Annotated in this window: 20 protein-coding genes and 2 tRNA genes; 4 read left to right on the top strand and 18 right to left on the bottom strand. The window is 70.2% G+C overall.

Annotation, left to right across the window (positions count from 1 at the left end; translation table 11 throughout):
- Positions 1 to 55: 55 nt before the first annotated feature.
- The 3 genes from ACSUPR_RS23285 to ACSUPR_RS23275 form a co-directional block, all read right to left on the bottom strand.
- Entirely contained in the window at positions 56 to 1,462 is a 1,407-nt protein-coding gene (locus ACSUPR_RS23285; protein ID WP_436886855.1) for an LVIVD repeat-containing protein, read from the bottom strand.
- A gap of 121 nt (positions 1,463 to 1,583) precedes the next feature.
- Entirely contained in the window at positions 1,584 to 3,008 is a 1,425-nt protein-coding gene (locus ACSUPR_RS23280) for an LVIVD repeat-containing protein (protein ID WP_436886854.1), read from the bottom strand.
- A 212-nt stretch (positions 3,009 to 3,220) separates the two neighbouring features.
- Entirely contained in the window at positions 3,221 to 4,618 is a 1,398-nt protein-coding gene (locus ACSUPR_RS23275) for an LVIVD repeat-containing protein (RefSeq protein WP_436892108.1), read from the bottom strand.
- Positions 4,619 to 4,919: 301 nt separating this feature from the next.
- Between ACSUPR_RS23275 and ACSUPR_RS23270 the strand changes: the two genes are divergently transcribed.
- Positions 4,920 to 5,630, top strand: coding sequence for a DUF305 domain-containing protein (locus ACSUPR_RS23270; protein ID WP_436886853.1), 711 nt, complete (start codon positions 4,920 to 4,922; stop codon positions 5,628 to 5,630).
- A 108-nt stretch (positions 5,631 to 5,738) separates the two neighbouring features.
- Here ACSUPR_RS23270 and clpX read toward each other — a convergent pair whose 3' ends face one another.
- The 5 genes from clpX to ACSUPR_RS23245 all read right to left on the bottom strand — a co-directional run bounded on the left by clpX (position 5,739) and on the right by ACSUPR_RS23245 (position 10,679).
- On the bottom strand, positions 5,739 to 7,010 hold the full coding sequence (gene clpX, locus ACSUPR_RS23265) for an ATP-dependent Clp protease ATP-binding subunit ClpX (protein WP_436886852.1): 1,272 nt from the start codon (positions 7,008 to 7,010) through the stop codon (positions 5,739 to 5,741).
- A gap of 208 nt (positions 7,011 to 7,218) precedes the next feature.
- A complete protein-coding gene (locus tag ACSUPR_RS23260) occupies positions 7,219 to 7,875 on the bottom strand; it encodes an ATP-dependent Clp protease proteolytic subunit (RefSeq protein ID WP_220559618.1) in 657 nt (218 codons plus the stop codon).
- Between the two features lie 116 nt (positions 7,876 to 7,991).
- A complete protein-coding gene (locus ACSUPR_RS23255) occupies positions 7,992 to 8,528 on the bottom strand; it encodes a ClpP family protease (protein WP_436886851.1) in 537 nt (178 codons plus the stop codon).
- Positions 8,529 to 8,924: 396 nt separating this feature from the next.
- On the bottom strand, positions 8,925 to 10,379 hold the full coding sequence (gene tig / locus ACSUPR_RS23250) for a trigger factor (RefSeq protein WP_436886850.1): 1,455 nt from the start codon (positions 10,377 to 10,379) through the stop codon (positions 8,925 to 8,927).
- A 225-nt stretch (positions 10,380 to 10,604) separates the two neighbouring features.
- A tRNA-Pro gene (locus tag ACSUPR_RS23245) sits at positions 10,605 to 10,679 on the bottom strand.
- 167 nt (positions 10,680 to 10,846) lie between these two features.
- On the opposite strand from ACSUPR_RS23245, the gene ACSUPR_RS23240 reads away from it, so the two are divergent.
- The 3 genes from ACSUPR_RS23240 to ACSUPR_RS23230 all read left to right on the top strand — a co-directional run bounded on the left by ACSUPR_RS23240 (position 10,847) and on the right by ACSUPR_RS23230 (position 13,559).
- Positions 10,847 to 10,917, top strand: a tRNA-Gly gene (locus ACSUPR_RS23240).
- Between the two features lie 203 nt (positions 10,918 to 11,120).
- On the top strand, positions 11,121 to 11,612 hold the full coding sequence (locus tag ACSUPR_RS23235; RefSeq protein WP_436886849.1) for an adenylyltransferase/cytidyltransferase family protein: 492 nt from the start codon (positions 11,121 to 11,123) through the stop codon (positions 11,610 to 11,612).
- Between the two features lie 84 nt (positions 11,613 to 11,696).
- On the top strand, positions 11,697 to 13,559 hold the full coding sequence (locus ACSUPR_RS23230; protein WP_436892107.1) for an ABC transporter ATP-binding protein: 1,863 nt from the start codon (positions 11,697 to 11,699) through the stop codon (positions 13,557 to 13,559).
- Between the two features lie 15 nt (positions 13,560 to 13,574).
- Here ACSUPR_RS23230 and ACSUPR_RS23225 read toward each other — a convergent pair whose 3' ends face one another.
- The 10 genes from ACSUPR_RS23225 to ACSUPR_RS23180 form a co-directional block, all read right to left on the bottom strand.
- Entirely contained in the window at positions 13,575 to 14,126 is a 552-nt protein-coding gene (locus tag ACSUPR_RS23225) for a (2Fe-2S) ferredoxin domain-containing protein (protein ID WP_436886848.1), read from the bottom strand.
- A 20-nt stretch (positions 14,127 to 14,146) separates the two neighbouring features.
- A complete protein-coding gene (locus ACSUPR_RS23220; protein ID WP_436886847.1) occupies positions 14,147 to 15,007 on the bottom strand; it encodes a M23 family metallopeptidase in 861 nt (286 codons plus the stop codon).
- Positions 15,008 to 15,049: 42 nt separating this feature from the next.
- Entirely contained in the window at positions 15,050 to 15,250 is a 201-nt protein-coding gene (locus ACSUPR_RS23215; protein ID WP_436886846.1) for an Rv0909 family putative TA system antitoxin, read from the bottom strand.
- Positions 15,251 to 15,318: 68 nt separating this feature from the next.
- Positions 15,319 to 16,662 (bottom strand): magnesium transporter, encoded by a 1,344-nt coding sequence (gene mgtE, locus ACSUPR_RS23210; protein ID WP_436886845.1) that lies wholly within the window; start codon positions 16,660 to 16,662, stop codon positions 15,319 to 15,321.
- Positions 16,663 to 16,912: 250 nt separating this feature from the next.
- Positions 16,913 to 18,016: a PP2C family protein-serine/threonine phosphatase gene (locus ACSUPR_RS23205; protein ID WP_436886844.1), complete on the bottom strand. Its 1,104-nt coding sequence runs from the start codon at positions 18,014 to 18,016 to the stop codon at positions 16,913 to 16,915.
- Between the two features lie 369 nt (positions 18,017 to 18,385).
- Positions 18,386 to 18,853, bottom strand: coding sequence for a ribose-5-phosphate isomerase (locus ACSUPR_RS23200; protein ID WP_436886843.1), 468 nt, complete (start codon positions 18,851 to 18,853; stop codon positions 18,386 to 18,388).
- Positions 18,854 to 18,946: 93 nt separating this feature from the next.
- Entirely contained in the window at positions 18,947 to 19,093 is a 147-nt protein-coding gene (locus ACSUPR_RS23195) for a hypothetical protein (protein WP_178378512.1), read from the bottom strand.
- A 128-nt stretch (positions 19,094 to 19,221) separates the two neighbouring features.
- Entirely contained in the window at positions 19,222 to 20,637 is a 1,416-nt protein-coding gene (locus tag ACSUPR_RS23190) for an aldehyde dehydrogenase family protein (RefSeq protein WP_436886842.1), read from the bottom strand.
- 124 nt (positions 20,638 to 20,761) lie between these two features.
- Positions 20,762 to 20,920, bottom strand: a complete 159-nt coding sequence (locus ACSUPR_RS23185) for a hypothetical protein (protein ID WP_436886841.1) — start codon at positions 20,918 to 20,920, stop codon at positions 20,762 to 20,764.
- A 453-nt stretch (positions 20,921 to 21,373) separates the two neighbouring features.
- Positions 21,374 to 22,009 (bottom strand): mycothiol-dependent nitroreductase Rv2466c family protein, encoded by a 636-nt coding sequence (locus tag ACSUPR_RS23180; RefSeq protein ID WP_436886840.1) that lies wholly within the window; start codon positions 22,007 to 22,009, stop codon positions 21,374 to 21,376.
- Positions 22,010 to 22,065 lie beyond the last annotated feature (56 nt).

Genomic DNA, 22,065 nt, shown 5'->3' with positions numbered 1-22,065 from the left:
CCGCTAGGGGCGCCGGACACGGACCGGGGCGGAGCGGAGGTTCGAAGAACACCGCCTAGCGGCGGCCGGGGTGGTAGCTCTCCTGGTTCTGCGGGTTGAGCTCGTCGAACGTGACGCGCTCGGCCGACCGCAGGCGCGGGTCGGTGACCTTCAGGACGTCGAGCCCGCGGTTGATGTCGTTGGAGTAGATGTAGCCGTTGTAGTAGTACGCCGACCAGGTGTCGTTGTCCAGGACACCCTCCTCGACCCGGGAGTCCATGTCGAAGAAGGCGATCTCCTTGGGCTTCCTCGGGTTGTTGAAGTCCATGATGGACACGCCGCCCTGGTACCAGGACTGGACGAAGAAGTCCTGGCCCGGGACCGGGATGAGGGAGCCGTTGTGCGCGACGCAGACCTGGTCGCCCTGGTGCCGGTCGATCTTGTAGTAGCTGGCGAAGTCCATCTCGGGGCCGGCGTTGGTGTTCTTGAGCCGGTAGATGGCGTTGGCGCCGCGCTCCGGGCCGATCTCCTCGGTGCAGGTCGGGGCGCCGCCGCCGCCGAGCTCGTCGGTGAACAGCACGTTCTTGGCGTCGTTGGTGAACGTCGCCGAGTGCCAGAACGCGAAGTTCGGGTCCTGGACGACCTCGGTGACGACCGGGTTCACGGGGTCGGAGATGTCCATCAGGATCCCGTCGCCCATGCAGGCGCCGGCCGCGATGTCGTACTCGGCGTAGACGGTGATGTCGTGGCAGCCCTGCGTGGGCAGCAGCAGGCCGGGCTGGGAGTGGTTGCCGCCGTCCGGGAACAGGACCGGCTCGTTGACGATCGCGGCGGAGGCCGGGTCGTCGTGGGGGACCTCGATGACGGCGATCTTGTCGTGCGGCGGCCGGCAGTTGGGGAAGTTCGCCGACGGGGAGTACGACGACACGTAGACCAGGTCGCTCTCGCCGTCCTTGCTCGGGACGACGGTGTTGGTGTGCGAGCCGCAGTCGGTGCGGACCGCGGCCACGTACTGCGGGTTGGCCTTGTCCGAGATGTCGAAGATCCGGATGCCCTCGAACCCGTCGGGGTTGCTCACGGGCGTGGCGGGGGCGCCGCACTCCTCTCCGGCGCGCGGGTAGTCGACGGAGAAGTACAGCAGGTCCCCGCTGACCGACACGTCGCCCTGGCCACCGGGGCACAGGACCTCGGTGAGGACCGTGGTGTTCTCCGGGTCGGAGATGTCGTAGATGACGAAGCCGTCGTAGTTGCCGCCGATGGCGTAGTCGCCGGTGAACGCCAGGTCGGAGTTGACGTTGCGGACGGTGGAGGGCTTGGGCACGTAGGCCACGTGCTCGATGTTGGAGCTGTGGATCGAGTCGGCCGGGGGCGCGTCCGCGTACGCGGTCGCCGGGCCGAGCAGACCCACGAGCAGGGAGGCCGCGGCGGTCGTGGCCAGTGCGACGGTGCGGCGCAGGCCCTTCCTGTTGCGCGGTGCGTGCATCGGGACTCCTGTGCACTAGGGGGTGGTCGGGGGACACGCGAAGGGGCCGCGGCTGTACGGCCGCGGCCCCTCTCACGTCATCCGCCCCGGCCCTGGGACCGGGGGCGGTCTGCGGGGGCGGTCAGCGGCCGTTGCCCCTTCCCGGGCGGTACTCCGGCTGCGACTGCGGGTTGAACTCGCTCATGTGGACCTGCTCCGCCACGCGGAAGCGCGGGTCCTCGAGCTTGATGACGTCCAGGCCCCGGGTGATGTCCGAGGAGTAGACGTAGCCGTTGTAGTAGTAGGCCGACCAGGAGCCGCCGAGCACGAGGCGGTCCTCGCTGATCGGGGCGCGGTCGAAGTAGCCGATCTCCTGCGGGTTCTTCGGGTCGTTGAAGTCGATGACGGAGACGCCGCCCTGGTACCAGGACTGGACGAAGAAGTCGCGGCCCGGGACCGGGATGAGGGAGCCGTTGTGCGCGACGCAGTTCTCGGTGCTGCTCTGCATGCGCGGGATCTTGTAGTAGCCCTCGAAGGACAGCTCCGGGTCGCCCTTCTTGAGGCCGCCGATCGTGTAGATGGCGTTGGCCCCGCGCTCGGAGCCGATGCTCTCCAGGCAGGTCGCGCCGCCGCCGCCGCCGAGCTCGTCGGTGAACATCACCGTCTTGCCGTCGTTGGTGAAGGTGGCCGAGTGCCAGAACGCGAAGTTGGTGTCGCGGACGACGTCGGTGACGACCGGGGCCGCCGGGTCGGAGATGTCCATCAGGATCCCGTCGCCCATGCAGGCGCCCGCGGCGATGTCGTGCTTGGGGTAGACGGTGATGTCGTGGCAGCCGCTGGTGTTGGTGTAGCCGCCGTCGGGGAAGAGCACGGGGGCGTCGATGACCTGCGCGGAGGCCGGGTCGTCGAGGGGGACCTCGATGATGGAGATCTTGTCGTGCGGCGGCTGGCAGTTGGGGAAGTTCGCCGAGGGCGAGTACGAGGAGACGTAGATGTACTCGTGCTCGCCGTCCTTGCCCGGGACGAGCGTGTTGGTGTGCGAGCCGCAGTCGGTGCGGACCGCGGCCACGTACTGCGGGTTGGCCTTGTCCGAGATGTCGAAGATCCGGATGCCCTCGAACCCGTTCGGGTCGCTGGTGGGCACGGACGGGGCGCCGCACTCCTCGCTGGCGCGGGCGTAGTCGACGGAGAAGTAGACCAGGTCCCCGCTGACCGACACGTCGCCCTGGCCGCCGGGGCACAGGACCTCGGAGACGATCTGCGGGTCCTCCGGGGTGGAGATGTCGTAGATGACGAACCCGTTGTAGTTGCCGCCGATGGCGTAGTCACCGGTGAACGCCAGGTCGGAGTTGAAGTCGCTCATCGTCTGGGTCTTGGGGACGTTGGCGACGTGGGTGACGTTGGCGCTGGTGTCGGCGTCACTGACGAAGGCCTGGTCGGCGGCCGCGGTGGAGGGGGCGAGGAGGGACGCCACGAGGGCGGTGGCCCCGGCGAGGGCGACCGTTCCCTTTCTCAGGGCGGATCTCCGCGGGTGCGGCGACAGGGATGGTGTGGGGGAGAACGCCATGGGGGCTCCTGTTCGGTCCGGCGCTGAACAGGGAAAAAGTACACACTTCAACATCTATCTGTATAGGGGGGAACAAAAGAAACACACTGCTTAACACGGTGTGCACACGGCCCGATCCCGTCACGCACGGTGCCTAGGTTCGCGCCGGGGGCGGCGGCGGCCCGGGTTCCGCAGCCCCCGCACGCACCCGTTTCCCGCGTGCCCCACTCGTGTTACGGATGTTCTTCCTGTCCGGAAAAGGACGGTTGGGACTGGGGGTTGAACTCGTCCATGACCACTTCCGCCGCGGGCTCCAGGCGCGGGTCGGTGAGCCGGAGCACGTCGATCCCGTGCCGGATGTCGGACGAGTAGACGTGCCCGTTGTAGTAGTACGCCGACCATGAACCGGCGGTGCGCAGGGCCTGCGGGTCCCACGGCCCCCGGTCGAAGTGGCCGACCTCCCGGGGGGCGCCGGGGTCGGTCAGGTCGATGACGGAGACTCCGCCCTGGTACCACGCCTGGACGAAGAAGTCCTGGCCGGGGACGGGGATGAGCGAGCCGTTGTGCGCCACACAGTTCTCGGTTCCGGTCTGATGGCGCGGCAGTTTGTAGTAGCTCCTGAAATCGAGTTCCGATCGGTCTCCGGAACCACTGAGCGCGTAGACCGCGTTCGCCCCGCGCTCGGGTCCGACCTTCTCCGTGCAGACGGCCCCGCTCCCCCCGCCCAGTTCGTCGGTGAACAGCACGTGCCGGGCGTCGTCGGTGAACGTCGCCGAATGCCAGAAGGCGAAGTTCGGGTCCTGGACCCGTTCCAGCACCCGCGGCGCGACCGGGTCGGAGATGTCGAGCAGCAGCCCGTCGCCCAGGCAGGCCGCGGCGGCGATGCCGCGCTCGGGGTAGGCCGTGATGTCGTGGCACCCGGTGGTGGACCCGGATCCGCCGTCGGGGAACAGCACCGGCTCGGCCGCCACCCGGGCGGAGGCCGGGTCGTCGAGGGGGACCTTGATGACGGAGATCTTGTCGTGCGGCGGCCGGCAGTTGGGGAAGTTCTCCGAGGGCGAGTACGAGGAGACGTAGATGTACTCGTGCCCGCCGTCCTTGCCCGGGACGAGCGTGTTGGTGTGCGAGCCGCAGTCGGTGCGGACCGCGGCCACGTACTGCGGGTCGGCCTTGTCCGAGATGTCGAAGATCCGGATGCCCTCGAACGCGTCGGGGTCGGTGGCCGGGGCCGCCGGGGCGCCGCACTCCTCTCCGGCGCGGGGGTAGTCGACGGAGAAGTACAGCAGGTCCCCGCTGACCGACACGTCGCCCTGGCCGCCGGGGCACAGGACGGTCGACACCACGGAGGGCCGGGCGGGGTCGGAGATGTCGTAGACGGCGAACCCGTCGTAGTTGCCGCCGATGGCGTGGTCGCCGGTGAACGCCAGGTCGGTGTTGAAGGCGCCCAGCGGTTCGGGCTTGGGCAGCCCGCCCACCCGGACCATCCCCTCGGCGGAGAGGTCCTCTCCGGGCTCCTCCCCCGGGGCCGCCCCGGCTCCGGGAGCGGCGACCACCACCGCCAGGGCCGCCGCCGCAGCGGCACCGCCCCCGCGCAGGAGTGCGCGGCGCGCCCTCCCCCGCCGTCCGGCCATCTCGCCCACGACCCACCCCCGGCACACAAAGCAACAGATCAGCTACTTTGTGTTGTACTCCTCTCTTAAGCCACTGACCAGGCGAAACACCGCAAGGGTCTCACTTGCCCCAGATCCGACAGAGGGGACGCACAGGACACGCGGAATGAACGAAACGGTGGAGACACGCTCCCAAGGCTGGACAAAACACCTGGGGAGTGAGTAGAAAGCCCAGCAGAGCGTTCTCCTCCGACCGGACCGGCCGGGGACGACGTACAGCCCCCGGGCCCGCCCCACACCCCCGTTTCTTGGAGGACACCCAGTGCGTCGCCTGGTACTCGCGGCAGGAACCGCCCTCGTACTCCTGGGAGCCTCGGCCTGCACCGGGGAGGAGGCACCGCAGGAGTCGGCGAACATCATCGCCCCCGGCGCGCCGGGTGAGTCGTCGTCCCCGGCCACCGCCGACCAGATCGCCGCCCTGGCCGAGGAACAGGGCCACAACGAGGCCGACGTCGTCTACCTGGTGCAGATGATCGAGCACCACGCCCAGGCCCTGGAGATGGCCGACCTGGCCCCCGGGCGCCATCAGCGGGAGGGCATCGGCGGTATCGCCGAGCGGATCGGCGCCGCCCAGGAGCCGGAGATCACCGCCATGGAGAGCTGGCTGGAGACGAACGTCTTCGGCCCGGCCCGGGAGAACCCCGCCCACCAGAACTTCTGCGGTCTGGAGGGGGACGGCACCCACCACGGCGAGGGCGAGGTCCCCGCCTGCGACCTCCAGGTGGACCACGCGGACATGCCGGGCATGGTCTCCGAGGAGGACATGGACCGGCTGGAGGCGGCCGAGGGCGACGAGTTCGACCGGCTCTTCGTGGAGCTGATGTCCGCCCACCACCGGGGCGCGGTGACCATGGCCGAGGAGGTCCTGGAGAACGGCAAGGACCAGACGGTGATGAAGATGGCCAACGACCTCATCGCCGAGCAGAACACGGAGATCGAGCGGATGGAGGCCGTCCTCGAGGACGAGGGGTAGGGCCGCCCGGCTCCGGACGCGAAAGGACGGCGCCCTCCCCGGGGAGGGCGCCGTCCTTTCGCGCACCATGTCCCGGCCGCGCCCGCCGGAGCGGTACGGCCGGAAGGATCAGGCGGACTTCTCGCGGCGCTGCGGCTCCACCTGCGCCCGCGGCACGATCGTCGGATTCACGTTGTCGATCACCGTCTCCCGCGAAATGATCACCCGACCCACATCCTCACGAGAGGGCACCTCGTACATCACCGACAACAACACCTCCTCGATGATCGCCCGCAACCCACGCGCACCCGTCCCCCGAATGATCCCCTGCTCAGCGATCGCCTCCAACGCGTCCGGCGTGAACTCCAACCCCACACCGTCCAACTCGAACAACCGCTGATACTGCTTCACCAACGCATTACGCGGCTCCGTCAGAATCCGGATCAACGCCTCACGATCCAGATCGTGCACACTCGTGATCACCGGCAACCGACCGATGAACTCCGGGATCATCCCGAACTTCAACAGATCCTCCGGCATCACCTCACCGAACCCACCCCCGGCGAGCTCCTCCTTCGACCGCAACACCGCATTGAACCCCATCCCCTGCCGCCCCGTACGCGACTCGATGATCTTGTCCAACCCGGCGAAAGCCCCACCACAGATGAACAACACATTCGTCGTATCGATCTGGATGAACTCCTGGTGCGGATGCTTACGACCCCCCTGCGGAGGCACACTCGCCGTCGTCCCCTCCAAGATCTTCAACAACGCCTGCTGCACCCCCTCACCCGACACATCCCGCGTGATCGAGGGATTCTCACTCTTACGAGCGACCTTGTCCACCTCGTCGATGTAGATGATCCCCGTCTCGGCCTTCTTCACGTCGTAATCGGCCGCCTGGATCAACTTCAACAGGATGTTCTCCACATCCTCACCGACATACCCCGCCTCCGTCAGCGCCGTCGCATCGGCGATCGCGAACGGCACGTTCAGAATCCGCGCCAACGTCTGCGCCAGCAACGTCTTACCCGACCCCGTCGGACCCAGCAGCAGAATGTTCGACTTCGCGATCTCCACATCCTCACCACCCGGGCGCTCCCCCTCGGAACGCACCCGCTTGTAGTGGTTGTAGACCGCCACCGACAACGCCTTCTTCGCCTGGTCCTGCCCGATCACATACGAATCCAGGAACTCGTAGATCTCCCGCGGCTTGGGCAACGCATCCCAGGAGAGCTCGGTGGAGTCGGCGAGCTCCTCCTCGATGATCTCGTTGCAGAGGTCGATGCACTCATCGCAGATGTAGACGCCGGGGCCGGCGATGAGCTTCTTCACCTGCTTCTGGCTCTTGCCGCAGAACGAGCACTTCAGCAGGTCCCCGCCGTCGCCGATGCGTGCCACCCAGCCACTCCTCGAAACTAAGGCCGCCTGTCGCGTGCCGGCGGTGCGCGGTCCCGTGGACCCGCACCCGGCCGCGCGCGGACGGGCGATCCGTGTGTCGCTCTTTCGCCAGACTAAGCGAAAAACCGGACCGGCTTCACCACCGGGCCCTTCCGGGCGGGTTGGCGGCCGGTCCGGTCGACGCTTCCTCGACCTGTGCCCGCAGGGTCTACTTGTTCAGGGACGCCTTGCGGTACGGGAGCACGAAGTCGATGATGCCGTAGTCCTTGGCCTCCTCGGCCGTGAGGATCTTGTCGCGCTCGATGTCCTTGGACACCTGCTCGGGCGTGCGGCCCGTGTGCCGCGCCAGGGTGGTCTCCAGCTGGGTGCGGATCCGGGTGATCTCGTTGGCCTGGATCTCGATGTCGCTGGCCTGGCCGTGCATGCCCTCGGTGGCGGGCTGGTGGATCAGGATGCGGGCGTTGGGCAGCGCGCCCCGCTTGCCCTTGGTCCCGCCCGCGAGCAGGATGGCCGCGGCGGAGGCCGCCTGGCCGATGCACACCGTCTGGATGTCCGGGCGGACGAACTGCATGGTGTCGTAGATCGCCATGAGCGACGTGAACGACCCGCCGGGCGAGTTGATGTACATCTGGATGTCGCGCTCGGAGTCGAGCTGCTCCAGCGTGATGAGCTGCGCCATCAGGTCGTTCGCCGACGTGTCGTCGATCTGCACGCCGACGAAGATGATCCGCTCCTCGAAGAGCTTGTTGTACGGATTCATCTCCTTGACGCCGTACGAGGTCCGCTCCACGTAGGACGGCAGGACGTAGCGGCCCTGGGGAGACATCGGGGCCGTGCCGCCGATAAAGGGGTTGAACTCGGTCATTTCACGCCTTCCACGCTTCCACGCACTACGCCGATCCCGGGCCCGCCGGGTCGGGCGGGGTCACTGTGCCGGACCCGGGTCCGTTCCGGGCCCCGGCGGTACCGGTCGGAGACCACTTACTGGCTGCGCTCCCGGGTCACATCGAGCGTGCCCTCCAGGACCTCGTCGATGAAGCCGTAGTCCTTGGCCTCCTGTGCGGTGAACCAGCGGTCGCGGTCGGCGTCCTTCTCGATCTGCTCGACCGTCTGCCCGGTGTGCTCGGAGATCTTCTCGATGAACATCTTCTTCACGTACAGCAGCTGGTCCGCGAGGATGCGGATGTCGGAGGCGGTGCCCCCGATGCCGCCGGACGGCTGGTGCATCATGACCCGGGTGTGCGGCAGCGCGTAGCGCTTGCCGGGGGACCCGGCGCACAGGAGCATCTGGCCCATCGAGGCGGCCATGCCGATGCCCACGGTGCGGACGTCGTTGGGGATGTACTGCATCACGTCGTAGATCGCCATGCCCGCGGTCACGGAACCACCGGGCGAGTTGATGTACATCGTGATGTCCCGCTGGCGGTCCTCGGCGGACAGCAGCAGGAGTTCGCCCACCAGTCGGTTGGCGATCTCGTCGTCGACCTGCTGGCCGAGGAAAACGATTCGCTGGCGCAACAGGCGCTGAGGCGTCTGCTCAAGAAAAGGGGAAAACTGCGTCTCCGACGTACGAGCGTCGAATCGCGAGGACTCATCAAAGATCGGCGGCACTCTCGTCACCTGCTCCGGAATCGAAACGGTTGCGATACAGCGACACTAACGCCGACCGGCACCGGGGTTGCACGGATACCGTGCCTGTTCGCTTTGAGCGCAGGGTGACGCAAGCCCGGCGGGCCCTGTTCCCCCGACGGCGAACAAGAAAGCGTCCGGGAGCGGGAATAACGCGTGTTCCGGCGCCGCACGGGGCGGCCCGTGCCCCGCGCTCCGGGCCGGTTCCGCGGGGCGGGCGGAGAAAGCGGCGGGCCCCGCCCGACCCCGAGGGGTCGTGCGGGGCCCGCGAACGCTCGGCGGGACCTACTTGGCCTCGTCGGCCTTGGTGTCCTCGTCCCCGGCCTTCTCCTGGGCCGGGGCCTCGGCGGCCTCCTCGGACGGGGCGGCCTCCTCCATCACCTCGAGGGTCTCGACGGCGGCCTCGGCGGCGGCCTTGGCCGCCTTCTCCTCGGCGGTCTCCTGCTCGATGACGTTGCCGTCCTCGTCGGTGACCTTGGCAGAGGACAGCACCAGGTCCATGGCCTTGCCGCGGACGACCTCGGTGAAGGCGACGCGGATCTGGTTGGACTGCACCAGGTGCTGGGCCAGCTGGTCCGGGCTGACGCCCATGCGCTGGGCCTGCTCGAACACGTACTGGCTGAGCTCGCCCTGGTCGGCGCTCAGGTCCTCCTGGATGGCCAGCTGGTCGAGGATGAACCCGGCCTTGACCGCGGAGCGGGCGCCGGTGGTCAGCTCCTCCTCGAACTCCTCCTCGGTCTTCTCCTGCGACTCGAGGTAGGCCTCCTTGGTGAGGCCGCTCTGCGCGAGCTGCTGCTCCAGGCTCTCGCGACGGCGCTGGATCTCCTCGTCGACGACCGCGTCGGGCAGCGGCAGGTCGATCGACTCGATCAGCTTCTCCAGGGCCTTGTCCCGGGCGGAGGACAGCTGCTGGATGCGGCGCACCTCGGTCATGCGCTTGCGCACGTCCTCGCGCAGCTCGTCGATGGTGTCGAACTCGCTGGCCAGCTGGGCGAACTCGTCGTCCAGCTCGGGCAGCTCCTTGACCTTGACGCTGTGCACGGTGACGGTGACGTCCGCCTCCTTGCCCTCGTGCTCGCCGCCCACCAGGGTGGTGGTGAAGGTGGCCTCACCCTCGGCCTCCATGCCGCGCAGGGTCTCGTCGAGGCCCTCCAGCATGGTGTTGGTGCCGACCTCGTAGGAGTAGCCGCTGACGGCGACGTCCTCGAGCTTCTCACCGTCGACGGCGGCGGACAGGTCGATGGAGACGTGGTCGCCGTCCTCGACCGGGCGCTCGGCGCCGACCAGGGTCGAGAAGCGCTCACGCAGGAGGCCGAGCTGCTCGTCGATCTGCTCCTCGGTGACCTCGGCGTTGTCGACGGTCACCTCGATCCCCTTGTAGTCCGAGACCTCGAACTTGGGGCGGATGTCGACCTCGGCCGTGAAGGCGAGCTCCTCGTTGTCCTCCAGCTTGGTGACCTCCACGTCGGGCTGGCCGAGCGCGAAGATCTCCTCCTTCTGGATGGCCTCGTTGTAGAGCTCGGGAACGGCGTGGTTGACCGCTTCGCTGATCACAGCGCCACGACCGACGTAGCGGTCGATCAGTCGCGCCGGCGCCTTGCCCGGGCGGAAGCCCTTGATCCGAACCTGCTTCGCGAGCGACTTGTAGGTCACGTCGAAAGCGTGATCGAGCTCCTCGAAGGGCACCTCGATGGTCAGCTTGACCCGGGTCGGGCTCAGCTCCTCGACAACGGTCTTCACGGGGCGGTACTCCTAGGTTTGCCGGCTGGTGTCCGCGTCGGCCCGCAGGCGCACCACACAACGGCGAATGCACGCGCGCACCCCCGCCCGATCTGACGATCTCCGGCGTCGGGGTGCCCTGCGACGGGCTGGGACTTACAGTTTCCTGCTGATCGCACCAAGTCTAGGGCAGATGCACAGGGGGCCACCGCGCACGGCCTGAAGCCGCCGCCGCGGTTGGTTTCGTCGGGGTGGCGGGATTCGAACCCGCGGCCTCATGCTCCCAAAGCATGCGCGCTAACCAAGCTGCGCCACACCCCGTGCACCGGTCCCCCGCTCGCCGCGTGCGGCTCGGGGTTCTCGGCACGGGCCGAACACGCCGTCCGCACGTTACGCGAAAGAAAGTGTGCGACCAACGCTGCGGAGACTGTACTCTTGTCCCCGTCGGCTCAACGAGTCTAGAGGAAACTCGAAGGCTCCGGCGCCACGCGGGCGTAGTTCAATGGTAGAACCCCAGCCTTCCAAGCTGGTCATGCGAGTTCGATTCTCGTCGCCCGCTCTTCCACGGCGGGGGCCGGTGCGCGAGCACCGGCCCCCGCCTTCTGCGCGTCCCGGGCCGGGCCCCCGAGCGACCCCTCCCCGGGGCCGAACGCCGCTCGGACCCGCCGCCGGAATACCCGGCCCGACCGGGTACGTTGACCTTTCGGGCGGGGTCGCCGACGAGACCGGACACGGGCACCCCTGTGAGGATCGGGTGACTGGATGACGGACACGGGCACGGGTACGGCGCTGAGCGCGCGCTGGTTCGAACGGCCGGAGGGGCTGGAGCGGCCCGCCGTCGTCACCGGCGTCTTCGACGTCCTGCACGTCGGGCACATCCGCTTCCTCCAGGCCATCGCCGACCGGGGGCTGCCCCTGGTCGTGGGCATCGAGTGCGACGAGCGCGTCCGCGCCTGGAAGGGTCCCGGACGCCCGGTCAACCCCGCCGAGGAGCGTGCCGAGACCATCGCCGCCCTGCGCTGTGTGACCGGCGCCTTCGTCATCGACGGGCCCCCCGGGGTCGCCGACTGGTCGGCCTACGCCGAGGTCCTGCGCCCCCTGGCCCCGGCCGCCCTGGCCTTCACCGCCGGGGACCGCTACACACAGGCGAAGATCCTGGGCGCCGAGGCGCTGGACGCCCTCGCCTGGGAACTGCCCTTCACCCCCGGCCGCTCCACCACCGCCGCCCTGGGCAGGCTGGCCCACGCCCTCTGAGCGCGCCCGGAGGGGCTCCCCGGGAAGCGGCACGCGTCGGCGGTTGTTGACCCACGCGTAACGCGAATCGAGGCCTGTATGACCATGATGTCCGGTCGGCTCTCCTACAGGGCCCTGGTCAACGACGGGAGCGCCCGCGGGCAGGAACTGCCCCGGGGCCTCACCCGTCGCATCATCTCCTACGCCCGCCCCCACTGGCGGGCGATACTGCTGTTCCTTCTCGTGACGTCCGTGGGCGCCGCCATCGTGGTGGCCAACCCGCTGCTGCTCAAATCCCTCATCGACCGGGGCATCATCCCCGGGAACACCTCGCTGGTGGTCACCCTCGCGGTCGCCGCAGGCGGCCTGGCCCTGCTGGAGGGCGTACTCTCGCTCACCGGCCGGTGGCTGTCGGCCCGGATCGGCGAGGGCGTCATCTACCTGCTGCGCACGCAGGTCTTCACCCACGTACAGAAGATGCCGCTGGCGTTCTTCACCCGCACGCAGACCGGATCGCTCATCAGCCGGCTGAACACCGACGTGGTCGGCGCCCAGCGGGCGATCACCTCCGTCCTGCAGTCGGTGGTGTCCAACCTCGTCAGCGCCACCGCGGTGATCATCACCATGCTGGCACTGTCGTGGCAGGTGACGCTGCTGGCACTGGCGCTGGTGCCGCTGTTCCTCGTCCCCGCCAAGCTGATCGGCCGCAGGCTGGCGCACATCTCCCGGGACGCGATGGACACCAACGCCGACATGAGCTCCCTGATGACGGAGCGGTTCAACGTCGGCGGGGCCATGCTGGTCAAGCTGTACGGCCGCCCGCGGGACGAGTCCGAGGGCTTCGCCCGGCGGGCCGGGAGAGTGCGCGACCTGGGTGTGCGCCAGGCGGTGTACGGCGGCCTGCTGTTCACCATGCTGGGCACCGTCACCGCGCTGGCCACCGCGATGGTCTACGGCGTCGGCGGCGTGCTGGCGGCGGGCGGCGCGTTCGAGGTCGGCACACTGGTGGCCCTGACCACCCTGATGGTCCGCCTGTACGGGCCGGTGACCAGCCTGTCCAACGTGCACGTGGAGATCATGACCGCCCTGGTGTCCTTCGACCGGGTCTTCGAGATCCTGGACCTGGAGCCCGCGATCAAGGAGTCCCCGGACGCCCGGCCGATCCCGCGGGGTCCCGTGGGGGTGGAGTTCGACAACGTGTCGTTCCGCTACCCGGGCGCCGAGGACACGTCGGTGGCCTCGCTGGAGCTGAACCCGCAGGGGCGCTCCTCCGACGACACCCAGGTGCTGAGCGGGGTGTCGCTGCGGGCCGAGCCCGGGACGATGGTGGCCCTGGTGGGCCCCTCCGGCGCGGGCAAGACGACGCTGACGCACCTGGTGTCGCGGCTGTACGACCCGACCGAGGGCGCGGTGCGGATCGGCGGGCTGGACCTGCGCGAGGCGACCTCGGACTCGCTGCGCGAGGCGGTGGGCGTCGTCACCCAGGACGCCCAGCTGTTCCACGACACGGTGGGAGCGAACCTGCGCTACGCCAAGCCCGACGCCACCGAGGAGGAGATGGCGCAGGCACTGCGGATGGCACGGCTGGGCCCGCTGCTGGACCAACTGCCCGACGGGCTGGACACGATGGTGGGCGACCGCGGCTACCGGCTGTCCGGAGGCGAGAAGCAGCGCCTGGCGATCGCCCGGCTGCTGCTGCGCTCGCCGTCGGTGGTGGTGCTGGACGAGGCGACCGCGCACCTGGACTCGGAGTCGGAGGCGGCGGTGCAGGAGGCGCTGGCCGAGGCGCTGACCGGGCGCACGTCGCTGGTGATCGCGCACCGGCTGGCCACCGTGCGCGAGGCCGACCAGATCCTGGTCCTGGAGGACGGGCGGATCCTGGAGCGGGGCACGCACGAGGAGCTGTTGGGCCGGGGCGGCCTGTACACGGCGCTGTACCGGACCCAGTTCGCGCCGCAGGGCCGGTAGGGAGCGGGCCCGGCGCTACTTCTTCTTGCGGCGCTCGCCCTTCCTGTCCTTGGCCTTGTCCTTGTCCTTCTTGCGGCGCTTCTTGTCGGCGTCCTTCTTCGCGGGGCGGGAGGCCTTCTCGGCCTTCCGCTCCTTCGCCTTCTTGCGCTCCTTCTTGGCCGCCTTGGCCTTCTTGGGCCGCTTGCGCTTCTTGGGCTTCTTGGCGTCCTTGGAGGTGACGTGGTCGGCCAGGACGGCGGGCAGCGGCGCCAGGCCGGGGCCGCCGTCGAAGATCCAGTCGTCGAGGGCGTCGAGCAGCTTCTCCTCGGTCATCTCCCCCAGCCACACGGGCCTGCCGCCGGCGGCGTGGCCCGCCTGGGAGGGCTGTACGACCACGACGTTGGCCTGGAAGCAGATGCCCAGGCACTTGCTCGTACGGACGGGGACGGTCCGCCCGGCGTGGTCGTCGATGGCGGAGAGGCGGGCCAGCTGGGCCTTGTGGTCGACGCCGGGGACCTTCTTCCTGGTCCCGCAGCAGCAGCCGCGGCAGACCGTGAGCCGACAGGGTCGTCCGTCGATCTCTCCCATACCGCCCCCTCACTGGAACGTTAGGTTCGCCTTACCTGTTCGGTCTCAGGGTAATCGCTCGGGGAATCGCCCTGACCAGCGGGGACGTCGAACGGACGCCAGGTCTCCGGAAGCCCGGGGGCGTCGGAGTCCCCGTTCCACCCGGCCTCCCAGAGGAAGGGCAGGCCCGCCGCCAGCAGCGGCCGCCGGTGGTCCATGAGCTGCATCCGCAGCTGCGGCTCCGTGCACGCTCCCGAGTTGCCGCAGCGGGCCACCCGCCGCCCGGCCTCGATCCTGTCCCCCGGGCGAACGGTGACCGACCCCCGCCGCAGGTGTCCCAGCAGGACGTACGCGCCGCCGACGTCGATGATCACGTGGTTGCCCAGCAGGCCGGCCGGTCCGCGCAGCTCGCGCAGGGTGTTCTCCAGGACCGAGCCCAGCAGCCACGGCCAGGAGTTGCGGCTGCGGTGGTCGCGGCGCCGGTCGTGGACGGCGACGACGACCCCTCCGGCGGGCGCGTACACCGGCTCCCCGAACGCCGGGAACTCCTCCGGCGGGCGGCTCAGCGGCCGCCAGCCGATGTCGGGCCGGGTCCCGTCCTCGGCGACCAGGCCCAGGGCGTACGTCTGCCCGTACGCGTGGCTCCCCTGGCTGGGAACCGCGTCCACCGGACTCGTCAGCGCCATCCACCTCCCCCGCACCGGGGGCCGCAGCACCCGGGGGGCGCACCGGACGGTGCCCAGGCGCAGGTACACGGCCAGCGCGACGGCGAACAGGGACCAGCCCGCCCACCAGGGCAGGCCGGCGTACCCGGCGAGCAGTGCGGCGCCCGCCGCCCACATGAGGGGCACGCGGATCCGGGCCAGGAGGACCCGGGAACGGGACGGGGCGGGATCGGACATCCCCCTATTGTGGACGCCCGGTCCCGCCCCCGCGGACCGGTCCTACCGCTCCTTGTTCTTCTGGGCCTTTTTGCGCAGGTAGTCGGTGGCGGCTCCGGCTCCCTTGTCGATCTTGTCGTCGTGGGCACCGCCGGTCGCCTTCTTGGCGGCGTCCGCGGCCTTGCCGACCAGTCCCTGGGCCTTGTCGGCGTTGTCGTCGACGACCTTCCGAAGTTTGTCGAACGCATCTCCGGCACCGGACATGGAATCCCCCCTTGATCCGTCCTGCACCCCAGGCGATACCCGTTGCGGCCGCTGGTTATTCCAGCAGGTCAGATGTGGAGGACGAGGCGGGCCACCGAGAAGTAGATGATGAGCCCGGTGGCGTCGACCAGGGTCGCCACCATGGGCGAGGACACCACCGCCGGGTCCACGCCCACCTTGCGGGCCAGCAGCGGCATCGACGAGCCGATGATCGCCGCCCAGGTGCAGATGGCGACGACCGAGCAGGCCACGACCACGGCGACCTGGAACCCCACCAGCAGGGCGCCGATGGCCAGGGCCAGGCCGGCGAGCATCACACCGAGCAGCAGGCCGACCCGCGCCTCCTTCCAGATGACCTTGGGCAGGTCGCGCACCCGCACCTCGCCGACGGCCAGGGCGCGCACGATCGCGGTGGCGGACTGGGCGCCGACGTTGCCGCCGGTGCCGATGAGCATCGGCACGAACACCGCCAGCGCCGTGACCTCCTCCAGGGTGGCCTCGAAGACCTGCATGACGTTGACGGTGAGGGTGGCCGCCACGATGAGGAGCATGAGCCACACCGAGCGGGCGCCGACCAGGCGCAGCACCCCGACGCTGACGTAGTGCTCGCCGAGGGGGCTGGCGCCGGACTGGCGGGCCATGTCCTCGGAGTCGGCGGCCTCGATGAGCTCCAGGGCGTCGTCGAAGGTCAGCAGGCCCACGAACCGGTCCTCGGAGTCGACCACCGGCAGGGAGACCAGGTTGGCCTCCTGCATGAGGCGGGCGGCGTCCTCGGCCTGGTGGGAGGCCTGCACCCGCGGGGCCAGCACGTCGACGACGTCCTTGATCAGCCGGGCGTCGTCGTTGACGACCAGGTCCCCCAGGGTGACGGTGCCGACCAGGCGGCGCCCGTCGGTGACCACCGGCAGGGTGTAGATGGTCTCGGCGTCGGCTCCTTTGGCGCGCACGATCTCCAGCGCCCGCCCCACGGTGAGGTCGCGGTGCAGGACGACCGTCTCGGGCGTCATGTAGCGGCCGACGGAGTCCTCGGGGTAGCCCAGCAGCGCCGCGGTCATCCTGCGCTCGGCGGGGCTCAGCCCGGCCAGGGCGCGGGTGGCGATCTTGGCCGGGGCCTCCCCGATGAGGCGGGCCCGGTCGTCGGGGTCCATCTCCTCGAGGATCTCGTGGAAGGCCGTGTCCCGCAGGCCCAGGAGGATGGCCTGCTGCTGGCCGGGGTCGAGTTCCTCGAAGACCTCCAGCTCGCGGTCCTTGTCCAGGAGCCGGAAGGGGATGATCGCCTGTCCGCCCGCCATGCGGGAGAGTTCGTCTGCGATCTCGTAGGGCCTATGTTCGGCCAACCAGAGCCGGATACCCGTCAGGTCGTTGTTCTCGACCAGTTCCGTGAGTTCTTCAGCGCGCTCGCCTTCTGACATGCGAAGCACCCCCTCGCGTTCTCCTCCGCCGGCGGGCACGGCCCGCGGGCGACACCGGTTTCCGATTGCGGCTCCGGGTCCCGTCGTCACTGGTGTGGTGGACCGCGCGGAGTCGGCGCCGGTGGAGGGAGGGCGCGCACGGATATCCGGGGACGTGTACGGAGACGGCCGCCGTACGCGGGACGGGGAGCACCCCGAACCTTACCCGTCCCGGGCCCGCGGCCGGGCTCCGCCGCCCCGTCCCGGGGTGTCAGTCGCGCCAGAGGACGACCAGCGCGCAGTCGTCGTTCTTGTCCTTGCTGAGGGCGTCGACCATCTTCGCGGCGCCGTTGGAGAAGCCGCGTGCGACCAGGGTCTCGGCGGCGCCGAGCAGACGGTCGATGCCCGCGTCGAGGTCCTCGCCGGGGGTCTCGATGAGGCCGTCGGTGCAGAGCATCAGGGCGTCGCCGGGCCGCAGGCGGCCGCGGACCGAGGTGTAGGTCATCTCCGGGATGACGCCCAGGACCACGCCCTTGGCCTCGGTGGTGGTCCACGACCCGGTGCCCGCGTCGTAGTGCACGGCGGGCGGGTGCCCGGCGGAGGCGACACTGTAGTCGCCGGTGGACAGGTCCACGCTCAGGTGGACGGCGGTGACGAATCCCTCACCGCCGCCGGTGCGCATGAGGTAGTCGTTGCAGTGGGCGAGGAAGTCCTTGGGGGGCACCGCGCCGATGAGGCCGCTGAAGGCGCCCGAGAGCAGAAGGGCGCGGGTCCCGGCGTCGACGCCCTTGCCGGAGACGTCGACCACGGCGATGTCCAGCCGGTCGCCGTCGCGGTCGGAGACGACGAAGTCGCCGCCGAAGGAGGAGCCCCCGGCCTGGCGCAGGACGGCGGTGCGGCCCCAGCCCGCGGGCAGCGCGGGCAGGCGGCCCTGCTGGCGCAGCCTGTCGCGCAGGTCCAGGAGCATCATCTCGCCGCTCAGGCCCTGCACGCCCAGGCGCTCGCGCACCCCCGACAGCAGGTAGGACAGCACCGCGGTGACGCCGATGGTGACCAGCAGCCCGGGGCCGACCTGCCCGAAGTCGAGCATGTAGGCCACGAAGACGAGGACGGCGGCGACCACGCCGAGCAGGAAGGCCAGGCTCTTGCGCTTGAGCAGCAGGCCGCCGGCCAGGACGGTGAGGATGGTGGAGCTGGGCGGGAACCACCCGGAGGGCCCCCAGACGGCGCCGACGCCGACACCGACGGCCAGGACGACGAGGGTGATGAGGACGAGCCGGTAGCGGAAGAGCACCTTGCGCCGCAGGACCGCGACGATCCGCTGCGCGGTCGTGCGCAGCAGTCGGGCGGCCTTGGCGTTCGGTGTGGGCTTCATGGATCCTCTGTGCGGACGCGCCCGCCCGCGGGGGTTCGGTGTCGGTCGGCTCGGCGGCCCGGACCGTTACCGTGGCGGTACGGCCAGCCCCGAGGATGTCCCCGGCTCGGGACGGGCGAAGGGCGGTGTGGGGATCCGCCCGCGGTCGTGGCGGCGGGCCGTGGGCACCGCCGGACGGCGGCCGGGACGGAACCGGACCGCTGTGCACGAACTGTAGCGCGGGGGGTGTCCGAGTTGCACGTGCATCCCTCGGTGTTCTCCCCCATAATCGAGGGTTTGGGCTCAGCCCAAACCCGTTCCCGGGGCCGCGTACGCGTGCGCCCCCGTCCGCGGACGGGGGCGCACGGGTCCCGGGTGCCCGGAGCCGTCCTACGGCAGGGGCGGGAGCTCGCCGGTCTCCTCGTAGGCGCTCAGCATCGCGATGCGGCGGGTGTGCCGCTCCTCGTCGCTGTAGGGCGTGGACAGGAAGACCTCGACGAAGCGGGTGGCCTCCTCCAGGGTGTGCATCCGGCCGCCGATGCCGAGCACGTTGGCGTCGTTGTGCTCGCGCGCCAGCCGGGCGGTGTCCTCGCTCCACGCCAGCGCCGCGCGGACGCCCGCGACCTTGTTCGCGGCGATCTGCTCGCCGTTGCCGGAGCCGCCGATGACGACGCCCAGCGCACCGGGGTCGGCCGCGACGCCCTCGGCGGCGCGCAGGACGAAGGGAGGGTAGTCGTCGACCGCGTCGTAGGCGAAGGGCCCGGCGTCGACGACCTCGTGGCCGCGCTCCTTCAGCCAGGAGACGAGGTGTTCTTTGAGCTCGTAGCCCGCATGATCTGATCCAAGGTAAACACGCACGGGACACAGTGTCGCAGGTCGCCGGGGCGGGGAGCACGACGCCCCGCCCGTCGAGGGGACGGGCGGGGCGTCGGACGCGTCTGTGACCGAGGGTCAGGCGGCGCCGGCGGCGGCCGCGACGCTCAGACCCAGCACGGCGAAGAGAGCCATGGAGGCGATCGCGACGATGTTGCTGATCACGATCATCTTGATGTCCTTGCCGAGGGGTCCTGCCTTGGAGACCGCGGGCTTGTTGCTCAACTCACACCTCGATTGGGTTCGACCAGGGGATCCAGTCGGAATTTTTCCACACCCCTCAACGTGATTCTCACTGGGGCCGATTCCTGGTATGAACGGTTTCGGGCCGTGAGAACGACCACACCCCAGGGTCACATCTGCACGGCCTTGACCTCGCAGAACTCCTCCAGGCCGGGCATCCCCCACTCGCGCCCGTTGCCGGAGCGCTTGTAGCCGCCGAAGGGCGCGCGCGGGTTGAGGGCGCCCCCGTTCAGCTCCACCTGTCCGGCCCGCAGGCGGCGGGCGACCGCCAGGCCGCGCTCGGGGTCGCCCGACCACACCGCCGCGCTGAGCCCGTAGACGGTGTCGTTGGCGATGGCGACGGCCTCCTCCTCGGTGTCGTAGGGGATGAGGACGAGGACCGGGCCGAAGATCTCCTCCTGGGCGATGCGCATGTCGTTGCGCACGTCCGCGAAGACCGTGGGCCGGATGTGGTAGCCGGGGCCCTCGACGGGCTCGGGCCCGCCGGCGACCAGGCGGGCGCCCTCCTCGACCCCGAGTTCGATGTAGGAGCGGACCTTGTCCAGCTGGGCCGCGGAGACCAGCGGGCCCAACCGGGTGGACTCGTCCTTGGGGTCCCCGGGGACGTACTTGGCGGCGGCCTGTGCGGCCAGGGCGACGGCCTCCTCGTAGGAGTCGCGGTGGACGAGCATGCGGGTGAGGGCGTTGCAGCTCTGGCCGGTGTTGCGCATGACGTCGGCGACACCGCGCTTGACGGCGGCGGTGATGTCGGCGTCGGGCAGGATCACGTTGGGCGACTTGCCGCCCAGCTCCAGGGCGACCCGCTTGACGGTCTCGGCGGCCACCTGGGAGACCCGGACACCCGCGCGGGTGGAGCCGGTGAAGGAGACCATGTCGACCGCCGGGTGGGCGGCGATGGCCTCGCCGACGACCGGCCCGGTGCCCGAGACCAGGTTGAACACGCCAGCGGGAAGGCCCGCGTCGTGGAACACCTCGGCCAGGGCGTAGGCGCTCAGCGGGGCGACCTCGCTGGGCTTGAGGACGACCGTGTTGCCGGCCAGCAGGGCGGGCACGACCTTGAGCACGATCTGGTGCAGGGGGTAGTTCCACGGGGTGATGGCGCCGACCACGCCGACGGGCTCGCGGACGATGAGCGAGTTGCCCACCTTCTCGCCGCCGAAGAAGTGCTCGCCGGTCTCCTCGACCAGGTCGATGTAGGTCCGGAACATGAGGGAGGGCAGGCCCGCCTGCACGCTGCGGGAGAACTTCACCGGCGCGCCCATGTCCCGGGTCAGTACGGCGGCGATGGAGTCGATGCGCTCGTTGAAGAGGTCCAGCGCCCGGGCCAGGTGGGTGACGCGGCGGCCGGGTGCCAGGGCCGACCAGGCCGGGAGGGCGGCCGCGGCGGCCGCCACCGCGGCGTCGACGTCCTTGGGGTCGCCGGCCGGAACGGTGTCGATGACCTGCTCGGTCGCCGGGTCGATCACGTCCAGGGCCTCGTCGGAGGCGGAGTCGCGCCAGGCGCCGTCGATGTAGAGGGATCGCATGCCCCCACTGTCGCAGAACCGGATTCGGTCGGCCAGTGCGGGATGCACGACCGGTGGTCCCGCCGATGGCGCTCCGCGGGCGCCGGGCGCGGGCGGCCCGGCTCCCGCGGGGCCGGGTCCGCCCTCAGTCCCAGTGCGGGGGGCGCTCGGCGATCAGCCGGGAGGTGGAGTCGTCGGAGACCTCGTCGCCCCAGCCCAGGGCGCCCTCGTCGGAGGTGGTGTCGGGCAGGACGTCGAGGTCGTCGAGGAACTCGACCCTGCGTTCGTCGTCGGGTCCGTACACGGCCGGTCCTTTCATCGTGGTCGGCCGCCCCCGCGGCCCCCTCCAGTGTGCACCCGGGCGTGCCCGGGCCCGCGCCGCACCCGCGTCCCGGGCGCGGCGCGGACGCCGTGTCCCCCGGTGCCGCCGGGGGCTCCGGAGCCCCCGGCGGTACCGGGGCACGTTCCCGGATGCCGGTCCGCTCCGCAGGGCCGGAGGCTCCCGCCTTCCGGAGGCGCCGGAGCAGGCGGGTGCCGCGGCCGCCAGGCCGTCCGTCGGGGGCGGCGGGGCCGGAGCAGGGCCCGAGGAACGCGGCCCAGTCCGTGTTTTTCGGGCCTCCGCTCCGCTTCGGTCCGCGTTCGGCGCCCTCAGAAGGCGGGAACCCTCGGCCCCACGGGAACATCCCCGTTCCCCGGACATCCCCGCCGGCGCCTCACACACCTCCCGCGGAACAGGACGGCACCAAAAGAACAGGCCCTAGTCGAAGACGGGGCCGCGGGTGCGGGTGCGCTTGAGCTCGAAGAAGCCCTCGGTCCCGGCGACCAGGCGGACGCCGTCCCAGAGCTTCCCCGCCTCCTCCCCGCGCGGGGCCGGGGTGACGACGGGGCCGAAGAACGCGACGTCCCCGACCTGGACCACGGGGGTGCCCACGTCCTCACCGACCAGCTTCATCGCCTCGGCGTGGGAGGCGCGCAGGGCCTCGTCGTACTCGGTGGACGCGCCGGCCGCGGCCAGGTCCTCGGGCAGGCCCGCCTCGGCCAGGGCGGCGCGCAGGGTCTCCTCGGTCTTCGGCTCCTTCTTGTTGTGGAAGCGGGTGCCCAGGGCGGTGTAGAGGGGGCCCAGGACCTCGGAACCGAAGCGCTGCTCGGCGGCGATGCACACGCGCACGGCGGCCCAGGACCTGTCGAGCATGTCGCGGTAGTCCTGGGGGATGTCGCGGCCCTCGTTGAGGACGCTCAGGCTCATCACGTGCCAGCGCACCCGCACCGGGCGGACCTTCTCGACCTCCAGCAGCCAGCGGGAGGTGATCCAGGCCCAGGGGCAGGCCGGATCGAACCACATGTCCGCGTAGGCGATGTCCTGCTCGTCCGTGTCCACGGCGGTCTGCGTCATGGATTACTCCTCGCAAGAGAGTCGGGTCGGCGCCCCGCAGGGGTCGCCGTAGCGCT

Source organism: Nocardiopsis dassonvillei, assembly GCF_964273065.1.
Taxonomy (GTDB): Bacteria; Actinomycetota; Actinomycetes; order Streptosporangiales; family Streptosporangiaceae; genus Nocardiopsis; species Nocardiopsis dassonvillei_B.
Note: the sequence above shows the minus strand (reverse complement) of the source record. Positions and strands in the feature narration are given on the sequence as shown.

Coding starts and splice junctions, on each gene's coding strand:
- ACSUPR_RS23285 (WP_436886855.1), bottom strand. CDS start 1,462: ATGCACGCACCGCGCAACAGGAAGGGCCTGCGCCGCACCGTCGCACTG.
- ACSUPR_RS23280 (WP_436886854.1), bottom strand. CDS start 3,008: ATGGCGTTCTCCCCCACACCATCCCTGTCGCCGCACCCGCGGAGATCC.
- ACSUPR_RS23275 (WP_436892108.1), bottom strand. CDS start 4,618: ATGGCCGGACGGCGGGGGAGGGCGCGCCGCGCACTCCTGCGCGGGGGC.
- ACSUPR_RS23260 (WP_220559618.1), bottom strand. CDS start 7,875: ATGACCGAGTTCAACCCCTTTATCGGCGGCACGGCCCCGATGTCTCCC.
- ACSUPR_RS23235 (WP_436886849.1), top strand. CDS start 11,121: ATGACGGACACGGGCACGGGTACGGCGCTGAGCGCGCGCTGGTTCGAA.
- ACSUPR_RS23230 (WP_436892107.1), top strand. CDS start 11,697: ATGATGTCCGGTCGGCTCTCCTACAGGGCCCTGGTCAACGACGGGAGC.
- ACSUPR_RS23225 (WP_436886848.1), bottom strand. CDS start 14,126: ATGGGAGAGATCGACGGACGACCCTGTCGGCTCACGGTCTGCCGCGGC.
- ACSUPR_RS23220 (WP_436886847.1), bottom strand. CDS start 15,007: ATGTCCGATCCCGCCCCGTCCCGTTCCCGGGTCCTCCTGGCCCGGATC.
- ACSUPR_RS23215 (WP_436886846.1), bottom strand. CDS start 15,250: ATGTCCGGTGCCGGAGATGCGTTCGACAAACTTCGGAAGGTCGTCGAC.
- mgtE (WP_436886845.1), bottom strand. CDS start 16,662: ATGTCAGAAGGCGAGCGCGCTGAAGAACTCACGGAACTGGTCGAGAAC.
- ACSUPR_RS23205 (WP_436886844.1), bottom strand. CDS start 18,016: ATGAAGCCCACACCGAACGCCAAGGCCGCCCGACTGCTGCGCACGACC.
- ACSUPR_RS23190 (WP_436886842.1), bottom strand. CDS start 20,637: ATGCGATCCCTCTACATCGACGGCGCCTGGCGCGACTCCGCCTCCGAC.
- ACSUPR_RS23180 (WP_436886840.1), bottom strand. CDS start 22,009: ATGACGCAGACCGCCGTGGACACGGACGAGCAGGACATCGCCTACGCG.